This window comes from Streptococcus sp. HMSC074F05, from assembly GCF_001808725.1.
Taxonomy (GTDB): Bacteria; Bacillota; Bacilli; order Lactobacillales; family Streptococcaceae; genus Streptococcus; species Streptococcus parasanguinis_I.
The window spans coordinates 38,006-55,007 of record NZ_KV794411.1; the positions used below are offsets into that span (position 1 = coordinate 38,006).

Below are 17,002 nucleotides of genomic sequence, written 5' to 3' on the forward strand. Positions count from 1 at the left end.
AGAGGCTAGGACTTTTGTCCTAGCCTCTTTTATCTCGTTTTTTCAAGGGAATCTTTGACCCAAGTGAGCTCCACTTTATTCAAAGGCCGGCTTTCGCCAGGGACTAACTGAGCATCCAAGGTGAAGGGACCAAAAGACAAGCGTTTTAAGGTCATTACTTTGACGCCAATGGCTAAGAACATCTTTTTCACTTGGTGGTATTTTCCTTCTGAGATTCGGACCTGGGCCTTGCTGTAGCTAGGGCTACTTTCTAGAATGGTTAAGGAAGCAGGCTTACAGATGGGGCCATCTTTGAATGAAATCCCATTCTGAAATTGCTCTATGTGGGCTGCATAGAGTGGACCGTTGACTTCTACCTCATAGACCTTTTCCACATGGTATTGAGGATGGAGCAGTTGAAACCCTAAAGGACCATTATCTGTGATGAGGAGCAAGCCACTGGTATCGCGATCGAGGCGACCAAGCGGATAAAGATCTGGGTACTCTTGTTGGGGATCTACTAGTTCGATCACCGTTTGGTGGTGGGCATCTCTTTTGGCAGTCACTGCCCCGATTGGTTTATGGAGCATGTAGTAGTGGTGACGCGGTTCCTGAATGAGCCGTTCCCCTATTTGAATCTCTTGGAGTCCAGGGTCGATGTTTTGTGACAGTTTTTTAGCTGGTAGGTGATCGACCAAGATTTGCCTTCGGGCCAGAAGTTGTTTGATGTCTTTGCGAGCGTAATGATGGTCTGCCATCAATTGATCTAATCTCATGGGAGCCTCTTTTTCTGAAATTCTTATCATCAGTGTATCATGAAAAGAAAAGGAAATCGAGTCGGAGAAAAGAAATGAAGATGAAAACATTTACAACTAGCTGAACTGTGTTTTTTAGATAGGACTGTGGTATAATTGTTCAGTTAGAAATATTATTTAAAATTTTATAGAGGAAATCATGACAAAATTAAGAGAAGATATTCGTAACGTTGCGATCATTGCCCACGTTGACCATGGTAAAACAACCTTGGTAGACGAATTGTTGAAACAATCGCACACCTTGGATGAACGCAAAGAATTGCAAGAACGTGCAATGGACTCAAACGATCTTGAAAAAGAACGTGGGATTACCATTCTTGCTAAAAATACAGCCGTTGCTTATAACGGAACTCGGATCAATATCATGGACACACCAGGACACGCGGATTTCGGTGGAGAAGTGGAACGGATCATGAAAATGGTTGACGGGGTTGTATTGGTCGTAGATGCCTACGAAGGAACTATGCCTCAGACTCGTTTCGTATTGAAAAAAGCCTTGGAACAAGACCTTGTGCCGATCGTTGTAGTTAATAAAATCGATAAGCCATCTGCTCGTCCAGCAGAAGTAGTAGACGAAGTCTTGGAACTCTTCATCGAGCTAGGTGCGGATGATGACCAGCTTGACTTCCCAGTTGTTTATGCATCAGCGATCAACGGAACATCATCCTTGTCAGATGATCCAGCAGATCAAGAAAAAACTATGGCGCCAATCTTTGACACCATTATCGACCACATCCCAGCTCCAGTTGATAACTCAGATGAGCCCCTTCAATTCCAAGTGTCTCTTCTTGACTACAATGACTTCGTTGGTCGTATCGGTATCGGACGTGTCTTCCGTGGTACAGTTAAGGTTGGGGACCAAGTTACCCTTTCTAAACTGGATGGTACAACTAAAAACTTCCGTGTGACCAAACTCTTTGGTTTCTTTGGTTTGGAACGTCGCGAGATTCAAGAAGCTAAAGCTGGTGACTTGATTGCGATCTCTGGTATGGAAGATATCTTCGTTGGAGAAACCATCACACCGACAGATGCAGTTGAAGCTCTTCCAATCCTTCACATCGATGAACCAACACTTCAAATGACCTTCTTGGTGAATAACTCACCATTTGCTGGTCGTGAAGGGAAATGGGTGACCTCTCGTAAAGTCGAAGAACGCTTGCAAGCAGAATTGCAAACAGACGTCTCTCTTCGAGTTGACCCGACTGACTCACCTGATAAATGGACAGTTTCAGGACGTGGGGAATTGCACTTGTCTATCTTGATCGAAACCATGCGTCGTGAAGGATACGAATTGCAAGTATCTCGTCCAGAAGTTATCATCAAGGAAATTGATGGTGTCAAATGTGAACCATTTGAGCGCGTACAAATCGATACACCAGAAGAATACCAAGGATCTGTTATCCAAAGCCTTTCTGAACGTAAAGGTGAAATGTTGGATATGATTGCAACTGGTAACGGTCAAACTCGTTTGGTCTTCCTTGTTCCAGCGCGTGGGTTGATTGGATACTCAACAGAGTTCTTGTCAATGACACGTGGTTACGGAATCATGAACCACACCTTTGACCAATACTTGCCAGTGATTCCAGGAGAAATTGGTGGACGTCACCGTGGTGCTCTTGTTTCCATCGATAACGGAAAAGCAACGACCTACTCGATCATGTCTATTGAAGAACGTGGTACGATCTTTGTCAATCCAGGTACAGAAGTTTACGAAGGAATGATCATTGGGGAAAACTCTCGTGAGAACGACTTGACTGTCAACATTACGAAAGCAAAACAAATGACCAACGTTCGTTCAGCTACCAAGGACCAAACAGCGGTTATCAAGACTCCTCGTATCTTAACCTTGGAAGAATCTCTTGAGTTCTTGAACGACGATGAGTACATGGAAGTAACACCTGAATCTATCCGTTTGCGTAAACAAATCTTGAACAAAGCAGAACGCGAAAAAGCAAATAAAAAGAAAAAATCAGCAGCTGCTGAATAATACGAAAAGAAAGGAGAAACAAAATGGTCTATTTTATCTTAGGGATTTTGATTCTCCTTTTTTACCTTTTTATGACCCCAAAGAGTATTCGTGGTACCTTAAACAGTGTCACAATGGTGGTATTGATCGTCTCTTTTATCGTCCTTGCTTGTCTCGCCATTTTTCAGATATTCCAACTACCGTCCGAGTTTTTTGTCGGTGCCTTTCTAGCCTTTGTTGGCTACCTGGCTTTGGTAGATATTTCCAAAATGACGACCAAACAGAAAAAATAAACGGTGACGTGATTTTTAAAGCCCTTTGGGCTTTTTAATTTTGCTAAAAAAAGGTAAAATAGAGAGTGATAAAAATGGAGCGAAGAAATCATGAAATTTGTGAAACAATTTGAAAATAAAAAGGTTCTTGTATTAGGTTTGGCTAAGTCAGGCGAGTCAGCTGCCCGTTTGTTGGATCGCCTAGGAGCGATTGTGACCGTCAATGATGGCAAACCTTTTGAAGAAAATCCAGCAGCACAAAGTTTACTGGAAGAAGGGATTAAAGTTGTGACAGGAGGGCACCCTCTGGAGTTGTTGGATGAAGACTTTGCGGTTATGGTCAAAAATCCTGGAATCCCTTATACGAATCCGATGGTCGAAAAAGCACTTGAAAAGGGTATTCCAGTCCTTACTGAAGTGGAATTGGCCTATCTGATTTCAGATGCGCCAATTATTGGGATTACAGGATCAAACGGAAAAACGACGACGACAACCATGATCGGGGAAGCTTTGACGGCTGCTGGTCAAGGTGGTCTATTGTCTGGGAATATTGGTTTTCCAGCCAGCCAAGTCGCACAAACAGCGACAGAAAAAGAAGTTCTGGTCATGGAATTGTCTTCTTTCCAATTGATGGGCATTGAAGCCTTCCATCCAGAGATTGCAGTGATTACCAACCTCATGCCAACCCATATCGACTACCATGGTTCTTTTGAAAATTATGTAGCTGCCAAATGGAATCTTCAAAAGAATATGACAGAAAAAGATGTCATTGTATTAAACTTCAACCAAGACCTGGCTAAGGAACTGGCTACAAAAACCAAGGCAAGGGTCCTTCCATTTTCTACAATCGAAAAAGTGGACGGAGCTTATTTGGAAGATGGACTTCTCAAGTTTAAGGGAGAAGCTGTCATGCGTGCGGATGAACTGGGTGTTCCAGGAAGCCACAATGTAGAAAATGCCTTGGCAACGATTGCTGTTGCAAAAGTCCGGGGAGTAGAGAATGAGGTCATTAAAGAAACCTTGTCAGCCTTCGGGGGTGTCAAACACCGTCTACAATATGTAGATGAGATTCAAGGTGTCAAATTCTACAATGACAGTAAATCGACCAATATTTTAGCGACACAAAAAGCTCTTTCTGGTTTTGATAACAGCAAGGTTATCTTGATTGCAGGAGGACTTGATCGTGGCAATGAATTTGATGAATTGGTACCTCATATTGCGGGCCTAAAGGAAATGGTGATTCTCGGGGAATCAGCTCCACGAGTGAAACGCGCAGCCGATAAAGCAGGTGTTTCATATGTCGATGCGGCAGATGTAGCAGATGCTACAAAGAAAGCCTTCGACTTGGCTAGCCCTGGAGATGTTGTGCTCTTAAGTCCTGCCAATGCCAGCTGGGATATGTATCCGAATTTTGAAGTGCGTGGGGATGAATTCCTTGCTACAGTAAAAGGGTTGAAATAAGATGAAAAAAATAATGTTTACTGGTGGAGGAACCGTGGGACATGTGACCCTTAATCTCCTCTTGATTCCAAAATTTATCGAAGATGGATGGGAAGTTCATTATATTGGAGACAAAAAAGGAATCGAATACCAAGAGATCAAAAAGTCTGGCTTAGACGTACGCTTCCATTCAATTGCAACGGGGAAATTGCGCCGCTATTTCTCTTTCCAAAATATGATGGATGTGTTCAAGGTAGCTTGGGGAACGCTCCAGTCCATTGCAATCCTGCTTCGTGTGCGCCCACAAGTTCTCTTCTCAAAAGGGGGATTTGTCTCTGTGCCACCAGTGATTGCGGCCCGACTCACGCGTGTTCCTGTCTATATCCATGAGTCCGATCTCTCGATGGGATTGGCCAATAAAATTGCTTATAAATTCGCTACCAAGATGTACACGACTTTTGAGCAAGCTCATGGTTTAACAAAGAGTGCGCATATCGGTGCGGTAACCAAGGTTACAGATCATATTCCGACAACTTCTGAAGAATTAGACGAAAAAACAAAAGGTTTCCGAAAAGATTTGCCGATCCTTCTCTTTGTCGGAGGATCTGCTGGTGCTCGTGTCTTTAATGAATTTGTGACAGAGCATCAAGCAGAGCTCTTGCAGCACTACAATATCATCAATTTGACGGGCGATTCAACATTGAATCAGGCTGAGGGTGGTTTGTATCGAGTGGATTATGTAACCGATCAGTATTTGCCAATGCTCCAGAAGGCTGATTTAGTGGTGACTAGAGGTGGGGCCAATACCTTGTTTGAACTCTTGGCCATGAACAAACTCCACCTGATCGTACCGCTAGGAAAAGAAGCTAGCCGTGGCGATCAGATTGAAAATGCCCAATATTTTGTGGATAAAGGTTATGCAGAGCAATTGCAGGAAGATCAATTGACCCTCGAAACCTTTAATGAAACCATTCAAGAAATGTTGAAGCAAAGCCAAGTCTACCACCAAGCAATGGAAAAATCGACAGAACTCCTTTCACTAGACGATTTTTATGGCCTGCTTCAAAAAGATATCAGTAAGGGAAAAGATGACGGACGACAATAAAAAAACGCCAACGGATGACAAAATTACAGAATTGTCAGCCTGGCAAAAAAGAAACAAAGAATATTTAGAAAAAAAAGCGCTTGAAAAAGCGGAAGAAGCTGAAACAGAGGAAACTGAAAGCGAAGAAGCACAAGAAGACGAAGACCTTTCAGAAAAAGAGACAGCTTCCGTCTCAGAGGAAGAATCTGAAGAAATAGAAGAGTCTGAAGAGGAAGATGAATCTGAGGCCGAAGAGGATCCAGATGCGGATGGAGAAAGTTCAGAAGGAGAAGAAGTTGATCCGGCTAAAGAGGAGCTAGATCCTTCAGAGAAACAAGAGAAAAAGCCTTCATTCTTTAAAGGCTTAAAGACGAAAAAGCCAAAGAAGGAACCGACAGTGGCAAAACGCCATATCTATCGTGCCCTTCCGGTTATCGGAATCAGCTCGCTTGTCGCCCTTCTCTCCATCTATTTTTTAAGTCCCTTGTCCACACAGAAAGTGATTGAATTTTCAGGGAACAAGGCGGTTGACCAGCAACTCTTGTATGAAAAAAGTCGCATCAAAGAAGAAGATTATACTCTGACGACTTTCCTTCATAAATCGGTCTATGAACAAAATATGAAAACGGCTAGTCCATGGATCAAAGAGGTTCACATGCATTATCAATTTCCTGTGACTTTTAAAGTCAATATCGTGGAACACAAAGTGGTTGCCTATTATGTGACCGGAGAAGACCACTATCCAGTATTGGAAAATGGAGAAGTAGTGGAGACAGTAACTCCAGCTTCGGAATTGCCGTCCTCCTATATTAGCTTAAAATTCTCAGATCGAGAATTGGTTAGACAATTTGTCCAAGAAATGAAGTCTATTTCTTCTTCCATTACGGATAAAATTGTTTCGGTTGATCTGACACCGAGTAAGGTCACCAAGGATCTGGTGACCATCACCATGAAAAACGATAATAAAATCTTGGTGCCTGTTTCCCAAATTACCCGCAAGCTTCCTTATTATAAGGCGATCAGTAAGCAATTAGACGATGATTCCACCATTGATATGGAGGCTGGAGTCTTCAGCTATAGTGAACAATCCATCGCAGATGCCAAAGAGCAAGCTGAAAAAGAAAAGGCTGAAAGTACAGAAAAGCAAGAAGAACATTCTGAGGAAGCAAGCCAAGAACAGAATCAAGAACAGAATCCAGAAGGAGAAAATTCTTCTGGGAATGAGTAAAGCCCATAAATTATCTCAAATAATTGAAGAAAAAATGTCCATTTTAGGCTTCTTTGTGATATAATGAAATTTGGATAGTTCCAACTAAAAGGGCTATAAATAGATGTAAAGTGAAAACAAATAAAGAGAGAGGACTGGTGTAATGGCTAGAGACGGCTTTTTTACAGGTTTAGATATCGGTACTAGTTCAATAAAAGTATTGGTGGCAGAACATGTCAATGGAGAAATGAATGTAATTGGAGTCAGCAATGCAAAAAGTGCTGGCGTCAAAGATGGAATTATAGTAGATATCGAAGCTGCTTCAAATGCAATTAAAAATGCAATCAGCCAAGCTGAAGAAAAAGCAGGGATTTCAATCAATCTAGTCAATGTTGGGTTGCCTGCAAACTTACTACAAATCGAAGCAACTCAAGGAATGATTCCAGTCACAAGTGATTCGAAAGAAATCACAGATGCAGATGTTGAAAATGTTGTCAAATCTGCACTCACAAAAAGTATGACACCGGATCGTGAAGTAATCACCTTCATTCCTGAGGAATTCACAGTTGATGGTTTCCAAGGAATCCGCGATCCACGCGGAATGATGGGGATCCGACTTGAAATGCGTGGCCTTCTTTATACAGGACCTCGTACAATCTTGCACAATTTGCGTAAAACTGTTGAACGTGCAGGCTTACAAGTTGAAAACATCATCATTTCACCGCTTGCGATGATCAAAACAGTCTTGAATGAAGGCGAACGTGAATTCGGAGCAACGGTGATCGATATGGGTGGTGGCCAAACAACGGTGGCATCTGTTCGTAGCCAAGAACTTCAATTTACAAATATCTACCAAGAAGGTGGCGATTATGTTACCAAAGATATTTCTAAAGTATTGAAAACTTCTCAAAAATTGGCAGAAGGCTTGAAGTTCAACTATGGTGAAGCCTATGTGCCATCTGCTGGAAACGAAGTCTTCCATGTAGAAGTCATCGGTGAAGTAGAGCCAGTTGAAGTGACTGAGAAGTACTTGGCTGAAATCATTTCAGCACGTATCAAACACATCTTTGAGCAAATCAAGCAAGACCTTGAGAGAAGACATCTGTTGGATCTTCCTGGTGGAATTGTGATTATCGGTGGAGGAGCGATCCTTCCTGGTGTTGAGGAATTGGCTCAAGAAGTCTTTGGTGTAAATGTGAAATTGTTTGTTCCAAATCAAATTGGAATTCGCAATCCAGCTTTTGCCCATGTAATTAGCTTGTCTGAATATGCAGGCAATTTGACAGATGTGGATATTATTGCTCAAGCTGCGGTTCATGGAGACGAAGTCTTGCGTCAACAACCGATTCAATTTGATCGTCCAGTGCAACCACAAGTACAACCACAACCTGCTGCTCCAGCACAACCGGTAGTACCTGCATACAATGCTGAGAAGATTGAATCTCCAGTGGATGCTCGAGAAATTCCAGCAGCAAGCAATGATAGCAAACAAGAACCAAAAGCTACATTCACAGACCGAATGAAAAATTTGATCGGTAATATGTTTGATTAAGGAGTGTAAGTATTTATGACATTTTCATTTGACACAGCAGCGGCACAAGGTGCAGTAATTAAAGTAATCGGTGTCGGTGGCGGTGGCGGTAACGCCATCAATCGTATGATTGACGAAGGCGTTGCCGGTGTAGAATTCATCGCGGCTAATACAGATGTTCAAGCACTTTCAAGTGCAAAAGCTGAAACAGTTATCCAATTGGGTCCAAAATTGACTCGTGGATTGGGTGCTGGAGGTCAACCTGAAGTTGGTCGTAAGGCAGCTGAAGAAAGCGAAGAAGTGTTAACAGAAGCTTTGCAAGGTGCAGACATGGTCTTCATCACTGCAGGGATGGGTGGAGGATCTGGTACAGGTGCTGCACCAGTCATCGCTCGTATTGCCAAAGCTGTAGGTGCTTTGACAGTAGCCGTTGTGACTCGTCCATTCGGGTTTGAAGGTTCAAAACGTGGCAACTTCGCTATAGAAGGGATCAACGAACTTCGCGAACATGTAGATACATTGTTGATTATTTCTAATAACAACTTGCTTGAAATTGTAGACAAGAAGACACCGCTTCTTGAAGCTTTGAGTGAAGCAGATAACGTTCTTCGTCAAGGTGTTCAAGGGATCACTGACTTGATCACAAGTCCTGGATTGATCAACCTTGACTTTGCAGACGTGAAGACTGTTATGGAAAACAAAGGAAATGCCCTCATGGGTATTGGTGTCGGTAGTGGTGAAGAACGCGTTATCGAAGCAGCTCGTAAAGCCATTTACTCTCCACTTCTTGAAACTACAATTGATGGTGCAGAAGACGTGATCGTCAACGTAACCGGTGGTTTGGATATGACATTGATCGAAGCTGAAGAAGCTTCAGAAATTGTGAACCAAGCTGCAGGTCACGGAGTGAATATCTGGTTGGGTACATCTATTGATGAATCTCTTAAAGATGAAATCCGCGTGACGGTTGTTGCAACTGGTGTCCGTCAAGACAAGGTAGAACGCGTTAGCGGCATTGCTTCTTCACAACGTCCTTATAAAACAGGACCACGTGAACAACGCCCACAAGCTGCACCATTTGACCGTGAATTTGATTTGAAACAAGATGTTGAATTGCCAACAACTCCAAGTCGTCCAGCGGTAGAACCAAACCGTGGCTCAGCCTTTGGTGATTGGGATATTCGTCGTGAGAATATCGTTCGCCAAACTGAACCAACATCAACACATCAAGTTGATCGTTACGTAGATTCATCTTCAGATGATGATGAATTGGAAACACCACCATTCTTCCGGAATCGTTAATCATGAATCTGGTAGAAAATGCTGATCTTGTTCGGCAACAAGTAGAAACAGCAAGAAACAAAGCCAACCGTCAAGATCAAGTTAATGTGATAGCTGTCACCAAGTATGTGGATGTTGCTACAACAGAAGCACTGGTGAAAACAGGTATCCAACATATCGGTGAAAATCGTGTCGATAAATTCCTAGAAAAGTATCAAGCTCTAAAAGAGTATGATCTCACTTGGCACTTGATTGGGAGCCTCCAACGGCGGAAAGTAAAAGACGTGATCAATCTCGTCGATTACTTTCATGCCTTGGATTCGGTGAAGCTGGCTCAAGAAATTCAAAAGCGAGCAGAACACCCAATCAAGTGTTTCCTCCAAGTGAACATTTCTGGTGAAGAAAGTAAGCATGGATTTGCACCCGATGAACTGGATGATGTTTTAGCGGAAATCGCACAGCTGGACAAAATTGAAATTGTTGGTTTAATGACGATGGCTCCTTTTGAGGCTAGTCAAGAAGAGTTGCAGGATATTTTTTCAAAAACTCACCAACTTCAGAAACAACTAGAAAAGAAACAATTAAAAAATATGCCTTTTTCAGAACTAAGTATGGGTATGAGTCGTGACTTTGAATTAGCCATTGCGAACGGAGCGACTTATGTTAGAATTGGGACATCATTTTTTAAATAGGAAAGAATTATGTCATTAAAAGATAAATTTAACAACTTTATTGACTACTTCACAGAAGACGGTGAAGAAGTAGAAGTTCGCGAGGCAAAAGCAGCTGGGGCGGAAACTCAACCAGTTCCACAGCCACAGCCGACTCCTCAAGTGACTTCTCCACGTCCACAGATTAGTCAAAAAGAACCGGTAAGACCAAAACCGACTCCTGTTGCACCTGTTACGACTCCAGTGTCTACAGCGGCAGTGAAGGAACCTGTTTCAACAACGAAAAATACATCTGAGAATATTACTCGCTTGCATGAACGTCAACGTGAATTGGCTGCTAATCGTGCGAATACAGATGAAAAGATTACCATTGATGTACGCTATCCCCGCAAATACGAGGAAGCGACTGAAATTGTTGATCTATTACTATCTAATGAGAGTATCTTGATTGACTTCCAATATATGACAGAAGTACAAGCACGTCGTTGTTTAGATTATTTGGATGGGGCTCGTTATGTTTTAGCAGGAAATCTTCGTCGTGTTGCAAGTACCATGTACTTGTTGACTCCAATTAATGTAGTCGTTAACATTGAAGATATCCGCCTTCCAAATGATGTGGAAGTGACAGAATTTGACTATGATATGAAACGTAATCGTTAAGATGATTATCTTTCAATACTTATCAAATATCATTCAAATCTATTCCATCATTCTTGTCATCTATGCCTTACTATCTTGGTTCCCTGGGGCACCTCAGAGTACTCTTGGACAAAATGGTTCACCGCCTAGTTGAACCATTTTTGAGCCTTTTTAGAAAGTTACCATTGCAGTTTGGGGGCTTGGATTTTACAGTTCTAGTGGCACTTTTGGTCTTGAACTTGATGAATCAGTTATTAGCCCGCTTGTTCCTACTTTTGATTGGATAGAATACGATGGGACAGACAGAGATTTACCAACATTTCAATCGCGAAGATCACGAATTTATTGATCGTTGTATTGAATTGTCAGAAAGAGTAATTGAACGCTATTCTGTTGAAGTGACAGGTTTTTTAAACCCTCATCAGGTCGCTATTTTACGAAATGTTGCGACAAGCTATCAATTACAGGTCTTTGCTTCCAGTGATGAGCAGAAAATGGAGTATGCCAAGGTTATTGTTGCTCCGGATTATTACCAATTAGATCCAAGTGACTTTGATCTGGCCTTATTGGAAATGGTCTATGCTTCAAAATTTCATCACTTGACCCATTCCCAGGTAATGGGGACCATTGTTCACCAATTAGGTGTGGAGCGCAAGTCCTTTGGAGATATTCTGACGAGTGAAGGAAAGATCCAAGTATTTGTTGAACAGCGTTTTGTTCACTATTTCATGGATCACATCCAGAAAATTTCTCGGGTACCTGTTAAGCTGAGGGAAGTTCCTCTATCTGAACAAATGATCGTAGAGGAAGAAAGCCAACAGCGAGATATTCTCGTGTCGAGTTTTCGGTTAGACAAGGTGATTGCTGGGACTTTCAAGCTTTCGCGCTCACAAGCCAGTCAGTTGATTAGTTCTGGCTTGGTGAAAGTTAATTATGCGACAACTTCCAATGTTAGCTATACTGTAGGTTTGAATGATTTAGTCAGTGTTCGACGCTTTGGGCGTCTTAAAATTGTTTCTGAAAATGGTATTTCAAAGAGTGGAAAATATAAAGTAACTGTTGAAGTACTCTTGAGTAAAAAATGAGGAGGAGTTATGGCTCTTACTGCTTTAGAAATTAAAGATAAAACTTTTGGCGTTAAATTTAGAGGATATGATGCGAACGAAGTAGAAGAATTTCTAGATATCGTTGTTCGCGATTATGAAGATCTTGTTCGTTTAAATCATGATCAAGAAGCAAAAATTCATGCTCTTGAAGAACGCTTAAACTATTTTGATGAAATGAAAGATTCATTGAGTCAATCTGTTTTGATTGCACAAGATACTGCTGAACGTGTAAAACAAGCAGCTAACGAACGTTCTGAAAATATTGTTCGTCAAGCTGAACAAGATGCACAACATTTAGTAGATGAAGCAAAACAAAAAGCAAATGAAATCCTTCGTCATGCAACGGATAATGCCAAGAAAGTTGCAGTTGAAACGGAAGAATTGAAAAACAAGACACGTGTCTTCCATCAACGTTTGAAATCAACCATCGAAAGCCAATTGAGCATTATCGATACGCCTGAATGGGATGAAATTCTTCGTCCAACTGCTATGTATATTCAGACAAGTGATGAAGCTTTCCGTGAAATTGTGGAAAAAGCTTTGGGTGAATCAGTGCACCATCATCCAGAAAATGAGAATATCGATTTGACTCGTCAATTCTCTCCAGCTGAAATCGAAGAATTGCAAAAACGCATCGAAGCAGCTAATTTAGAATTGGGTGCAACACAAGCGTTTGAAGGTTTGAATGAAAAAGTTCAATCCGCTTTAGAAGAAGCAGAGCACGCTCGTCATGAAAATGAGGCGGTTGTTGAGGAACCGGTTCAACCAGAAGACGAAACGAATCGTGAATCTGTCAATATTTTATAATTTTGTAAAAACAGGTCCATTAATGATAGGTCTAGCGAGCAGATGATGGTGGAAGGTCTGCACTCCCTCTTAATGGATGATCCTTTTACAGTATTCGTTCTGAACCCTTGAGTAAGAACGGACGTTTCCCTCGTTACGGGATGAGAGGAGAAGGTCGCTTGCGACTTCTCGAACAAAGGTGGTACCACGAGCAATCGTCCTTTTTAGGATGCTCGTGTTTTTTTATAGCTTTTAAATCAATAAGGAGACATAATGAAACTCAAAGAAACATTGAATCTTGGAAAAACAGCTTTTCCAATGCGGGCTGGGCTTCCAACGAAAGAACCTGTTTGGCAAAAAGAATGGGAAGATGCAAAATTGTATCAACGCCGTCAAGAGTTGAATGAAGGGAAACCGCATTTTACCCTTCATGATGGCCCTCCGTATGCCAACGGAAATATTCACGTGGGACATGCCATGAACAAGATCTCAAAAGATATCATTGTTCGTTCCAAATCTATGTCAGGATTTTACGCCCCTTATATTCCAGGTTGGGATACCCATGGTTTGCCAATTGAGCAAGTCTTGGCTAAACAAGGTGTGAAACGTAAAGAAATGGACTTAGTTGAGTACCTGAAACTCTGTCGTGAATATGCGCTTTCTCAAGTAGATAAACAACGCGAAGACTTTAAACGCTTAGGTGTTTCAGGTGATTGGGACCATCCTTATGTAACCTTGACGCCTGACTATGAAGCAGCACAAATCCGCGTCTTTGGTGAAATGGCCAATAAAGGCTATATCTACCGTGGAGCTAAGCCAGTTTACTGGTCTTGGTCTTCTGAATCAGCCCTTGCTGAAGCAGAAATTGAATACCATGATTTGGTTTCAACTTCCCTTTACTATGCGAACAAAGTTAAAGATGGTAAGGGTGTCCTAGATACAGACACTTACATCGTTGTCTGGACAACAACTCCATTTACGGTTACAGCTTCTCGTGGATTGACGGTGGGTGCAGAGTTTGATTATGTCGTAGTAAAACCTGCTGGATCTGACCGCAAGTACGTCGTAGCCTCTGAACTCTTACCAAGTCTTTCTGAAAAATTCGGTTGGGAAAATGCTGAAGTCCTTGCGACTTACCAAGGGAAAGAATTGAACCATATCGTGACAGAACATCCATGGGATCCGGAAGTGGATGAATTGGTGATCCTTGGTGAGCATGTAACCCTTGATTCAGGTACTGGTATCGTCCATACTGCTCCTGGTTTTGGTGAGGATGACTACAATGTAGGGATTGCCAATGGCCTCGAAGTTGCTGTTACTGTTAATGAACGCGGAATCATGATGGAGAATGCTGGTCCTGACTTTGCAGGTCAGTTCTATGACAAGGTTGTTCCAACGGTTATCGAAAAACTTGGAGATTTGCTCCTTGCTCAAGAAGAAATCTCTCACTCTTACCCATTTGACTGGCGTACGAAAAAACCAATCATCTGGCGTGCCGTGCCACAGTGGTTCGCTTCTGTATCAAAATTCCGTCAAGATATCTTGGACGAAATTGAAAAAGTGAAATTCCACTCAGAATGGGGGAAAGTGCGTCTTTATAACATGATTCGTGACCGTGGTGACTGGGTCATCTCTCGTCAGCGTGCCTGGGGTGTGCCCCTTCCAATCTTCTATGCAGAAGACGGAACACCAATCATGACAGCTGAAACCATCGAACATGTAGCGCAACTCTTTGAAGAACATGGTTCCATCATCTGGTGGCAACGTGAAGCGAAAGACCTCTTGCCAGAAGGATTTACGCATCCTGGTTCACCAAATGGGGAATTTACAAAAGAAACAGATATCATGGACGTCTGGTTTGACTCGGGTTCATCATGGAATGGGGTTGTAGTTAACCGTCCAGAACTCAAATATCCAGCTGATCTTTACCTGGAAGGTTCAGACCAATACCGTGGTTGGTTCAACTCATCTCTTATCACTTCTGTGGCGAACCATGGTGTAGCGCCTTATAAACAAATCTTGTCTCAAGGTTTCGCCTTGGATGGTAAAGGTGAGAAGATGTCTAAATCTCTTGGAAATACCATCGCTCCAAGTGATGTTGAAAAGCAATTTGGTGCTGAAATCTTGCGTCTCTGGGTAACCAGTGTAGACTCAAGCAATGACGTGCGTATCTCAATGGATATCTTGAGCCAAGTGTCTGAGACTTACCGTAAGATCCGGAATACCCTTCGTTTCTTGATTGCCAATACTTCTGACTTTAACCCAGCTGAGGATGCAGTCGCTTACGAAGAACTTCGTTCTGTTGATAAGTACATGACCATTCGCTTTAACCAACTTGTTAAGACGATTCGTGATGCTTATACCAACTTCGAATTCTTGACGATCTACAAAGCGCTAGTCAACTTTATCAACGTTGATTTGTCTGCCTTCTACCTGGATTTTGCCAAAGATGTTGTCTATATTGAAGGTGCAAAATCCCTTGAACGTCGTCAAATGCAAACAGTCTTCTATGATATCCTTGTGAAAATCACGAAACTCTTAACTCCAATTCTTCCTCACACTGCTGAAGAAATCTGGTCTTATCTTGAGTTTGAAGCAGAAGACTTCGTTCAATTGTCAGAATTGCCAGAAGCAGAAACGTTTGCCAACCAAGAAGAAATCTTGGATACATGGTCAGCCTTCATGGACTTCCGTGGTCAAGCGCAAAAGGCCTTGGAAGAAGCACGGAATGAAAAAGTGATTGGTAAATCACTTGAAGCTCACTTGACAGTTTATCCAAACGAAGTCGTGAAAACACTTCTTGGAGCTGTTGATAGCAATGTTGCTCAACTCTTGATTGTTTCTGAATTGACGATCGCAGAAGGACCAGCTCCAGAAGATGCAGTGACCTTTGAAGATGTAGCCTTCACAGTTGAACGTGCCGCTGGTGAAGTTTGTGACCGTTGCCGTCGCATCGATCCAACAACGGCTGAACGTCACTACCACGCAACCATCTGTGATCACTGTGCAAGCATCGTCGAAGAGAACTTTGCGGATGCAGTCGCAGAAGGATTTGAAGCTAAATAAAAGCCATTAAAAGAAGTTCCATAAAGGAACTTCTTTTTTAATGGCTAGAATAGTGTAGAGATTCATGCATTAAGGAAAGAAAAAAGTAAGGCAAATTGGCCTTACTTAGTAATTGGAAAGGAAATTTCAATTAGTTTATCGGAGTAGAGGGTTTTAATAGCGGATTGGTCAATGATTTGAAGATCAATCTTACGTTTTAAAAAGAACTCACGAATTTTTTCTACTTCAGTTTCACGAATAGCTCGGTGTTTGTTACTGATCAATAATTCATAGTGTGTTGGGGCCTGTGTAAAAACGACATCGGTATTGCCCGCGGAATAAACCTCGACAAGCAAGGCATCAGTGCTGGCAAGTTGGCTTTTGACCAGTGCAGCATGACTATTTGTGGTATTAATGAGCTTCATATGAGTTCCTCCTAACCTCTATCTTCATTTATTATAGCACTTTTTTATTATTTGTGAAAGAATTCCTTTATTTTTTGTGGGTATTTTTCCACTGTTCAATGCCCCATTTGTGACTGCCACGTTTGAGTTTTTTAATAGCTTCATCTACAGGAAACCAAGCAAGATTGTTAAAATCTTCCAGTGGTTTTTGAGCTTCTGTATAGTCTAGCACTTCATAAATATAGGCAGGATTGTAGTAGTAGGTGTCGCGATGACTGGAATAGAAATACTCATCTGCTTGGCCATAGTATTGCCCTAAAACAGCGGTAAAGCCTAATTCTTCGATCAGTTCCCGTTTCAGAGCTTGTAAGTGATCTTCACCTGCCTCAATTTCCCCGCCTGGTAAGAACCAAGCCCCATTTGGAGCTTGAACGAGGATGATCTGATCCTTGTCCTTATTGGGAATAACAGCGTAGACACCATAGCGATTGACGTAGGTCACATCTTGTTTCTTTTCACCAAAACTTGGAATGGTCATGGTTTTCTCTTTTCTTATTTTTTCATCATTATATCATATTTTTTAGCAAAAATCTGGAGGGAAAAAAGAAAGAGACTGGGACAAAAGTCCTAGCCTCTCAATTGTTTTTGGATTGTCGAGCAAGACGCAGTGGTTGAGTGGGCTCTACTACGCTGCTTTCATCAGCTTTTACAGTCCTACTCAACTGTGCGGAGGTGGGACGACGAAATCGAATTCTAACGAATTACCGATTTCTGTC

Annotated in this window: 14 protein-coding genes and 2 pseudogenes; 13 read left to right on the forward strand and 3 right to left on the reverse strand. The window is 42.0% G+C overall.

The annotated features are described in order from the left end of the window. Nucleotides 1-29: 29 nt before the first annotated feature. A complete protein-coding gene (locus HMPREF2685_RS03950; RefSeq protein WP_070465404.1) occupies nucleotides 30-755 on the reverse strand; it encodes a 16S rRNA pseudouridine(516) synthase in 726 nt (241 codons plus the stop codon). Nucleotides 756-933: 178 nt separating this feature from the next. On the opposite strand from HMPREF2685_RS03950, the gene typA reads away from it, so the two are divergent. The 13 genes and pseudogenes from typA to ileS all read left to right on the forward strand — a co-directional run bounded on the left by typA (nucleotide 934) and on the right by ileS (nucleotide 15,843). Next, nucleotides 934-2,781 (forward strand): translational GTPase TypA, encoded by a 1,848-nt coding sequence (gene typA, locus HMPREF2685_RS03955; RefSeq protein WP_070465406.1) that lies wholly within the window; start codon nucleotides 934-936, stop codon nucleotides 2,779-2,781. 23 nt (nucleotides 2,782-2,804) lie between these two features. Further along, nucleotides 2,805-3,053 carry a DUF3165 family protein gene (locus tag HMPREF2685_RS03960; RefSeq protein WP_049507003.1) on the forward strand — a complete coding sequence of 83 codons (249 nt, stop codon included), beginning with the start codon at nucleotides 2,805-2,807 and terminating at the stop codon, nucleotides 3,051-3,053. Between the two features lie 90 nt (nucleotides 3,054-3,143). Further along, nucleotides 3,144-4,493: a UDP-N-acetylmuramoyl-L-alanine--D-glutamate ligase gene (gene murD / locus HMPREF2685_RS03965; protein ID WP_070465409.1), complete on the forward strand. Its 1,350-nt coding sequence runs from the start codon at nucleotides 3,144-3,146 to the stop codon at nucleotides 4,491-4,493. 1 nt (nucleotide 4,494) lies between these two features. Beyond that, nucleotides 4,495-5,577 (forward strand): UDP-N-acetylglucosamine--N-acetylmuramyl-(pentapeptide) pyrophosphoryl-undecaprenol N-acetylglucosamine transferase, encoded by a 1,083-nt coding sequence (locus HMPREF2685_RS03970; RefSeq protein WP_070465413.1) that lies wholly within the window; start codon nucleotides 4,495-4,497, stop codon nucleotides 5,575-5,577. Then, on the forward strand, nucleotides 5,561-6,784 hold the full coding sequence (locus HMPREF2685_RS03975; protein WP_070465416.1) for a cell division protein FtsQ/DivIB: 1,224 nt from the start codon (nucleotides 5,561-5,563) through the stop codon (nucleotides 6,782-6,784). The genes HMPREF2685_RS03970 and HMPREF2685_RS03975 overlap by 17 nt, the downstream gene beginning before the upstream one ends. Nucleotides 6,785-6,926: 142 nt before the next feature. After that, the gene (gene ftsA, locus HMPREF2685_RS03980; RefSeq protein ID WP_049498360.1) at nucleotides 6,927-8,315 is read left to right on the forward strand and encodes a cell division protein FtsA; all 1,389 of its coding nucleotides are present in this window, start codon (nucleotides 6,927-6,929) and stop codon (nucleotides 8,313-8,315) included. A gap of 15 nt (nucleotides 8,316-8,330) precedes the next feature. Then, nucleotides 8,331-9,596: a cell division protein FtsZ gene (gene ftsZ, locus HMPREF2685_RS03985; protein WP_003005955.1), complete on the forward strand. Its 1,266-nt coding sequence runs from the start codon at nucleotides 8,331-8,333 to the stop codon at nucleotides 9,594-9,596. Nucleotides 9,597-9,598: 2 nt separating this feature from the next. Next, complete coding sequence (locus HMPREF2685_RS03990) at nucleotides 9,599-10,267, forward strand: YggS family pyridoxal phosphate-dependent enzyme (protein ID WP_070465418.1); 669 nt, start codon at nucleotides 9,599-9,601, stop codon at nucleotides 10,265-10,267. Nucleotides 10,268-10,534: 267 nt separating this feature from the next. Beyond that, a pseudogene (locus HMPREF2685_RS10960) lies at nucleotides 10,535-10,906 on the forward strand (cell division protein SepF); the annotation flags it as partial. 1 nt (nucleotide 10,907) lies between these two features. Next, nucleotides 10,908-11,172, forward strand: a pseudogene (locus HMPREF2685_RS10465) (YggT family protein). Between the two features lie 6 nt (nucleotides 11,173-11,178). Continuing rightward, nucleotides 11,179-11,970 carry a YlmH family RNA-binding protein gene (locus tag HMPREF2685_RS04000; RefSeq protein ID WP_024055398.1) on the forward strand — a complete coding sequence of 264 codons (792 nt, stop codon included), beginning with the start codon at nucleotides 11,179-11,181 and terminating at the stop codon, nucleotides 11,968-11,970. Nucleotides 11,971-11,979: 9 nt separating this feature from the next. After that, the gene (locus HMPREF2685_RS04005) at nucleotides 11,980-12,798 is read left to right on the forward strand and encodes a DivIVA domain-containing protein (protein ID WP_049483060.1); all 819 of its coding nucleotides are present in this window, start codon (nucleotides 11,980-11,982) and stop codon (nucleotides 12,796-12,798) included. Nucleotides 12,799-13,050: 252 nt separating this feature from the next. Continuing rightward, entirely contained in the window at nucleotides 13,051-15,843 is a 2,793-nt protein-coding gene (ileS, locus tag HMPREF2685_RS04010) for an isoleucine--tRNA ligase (protein WP_070465424.1), read from the forward strand. Nucleotides 15,844-15,944: 101 nt separating this feature from the next. Here ileS and HMPREF2685_RS04015 read toward each other — a convergent pair whose 3' ends face one another. Beyond that, nucleotides 15,945-16,247, reverse strand: coding sequence for a DUF1827 family protein (locus HMPREF2685_RS04015; protein WP_003012157.1), 303 nt, complete (start codon nucleotides 16,245-16,247; stop codon nucleotides 15,945-15,947). Nucleotides 16,248-16,314: 67 nt separating this feature from the next. Then, nucleotides 16,315-16,764 (reverse strand): NUDIX hydrolase, encoded by a 450-nt coding sequence (locus HMPREF2685_RS04020; RefSeq protein WP_070465426.1) that lies wholly within the window; start codon nucleotides 16,762-16,764, stop codon nucleotides 16,315-16,317. Nucleotides 16,765-17,002: the final 238 nt, after the last annotated feature.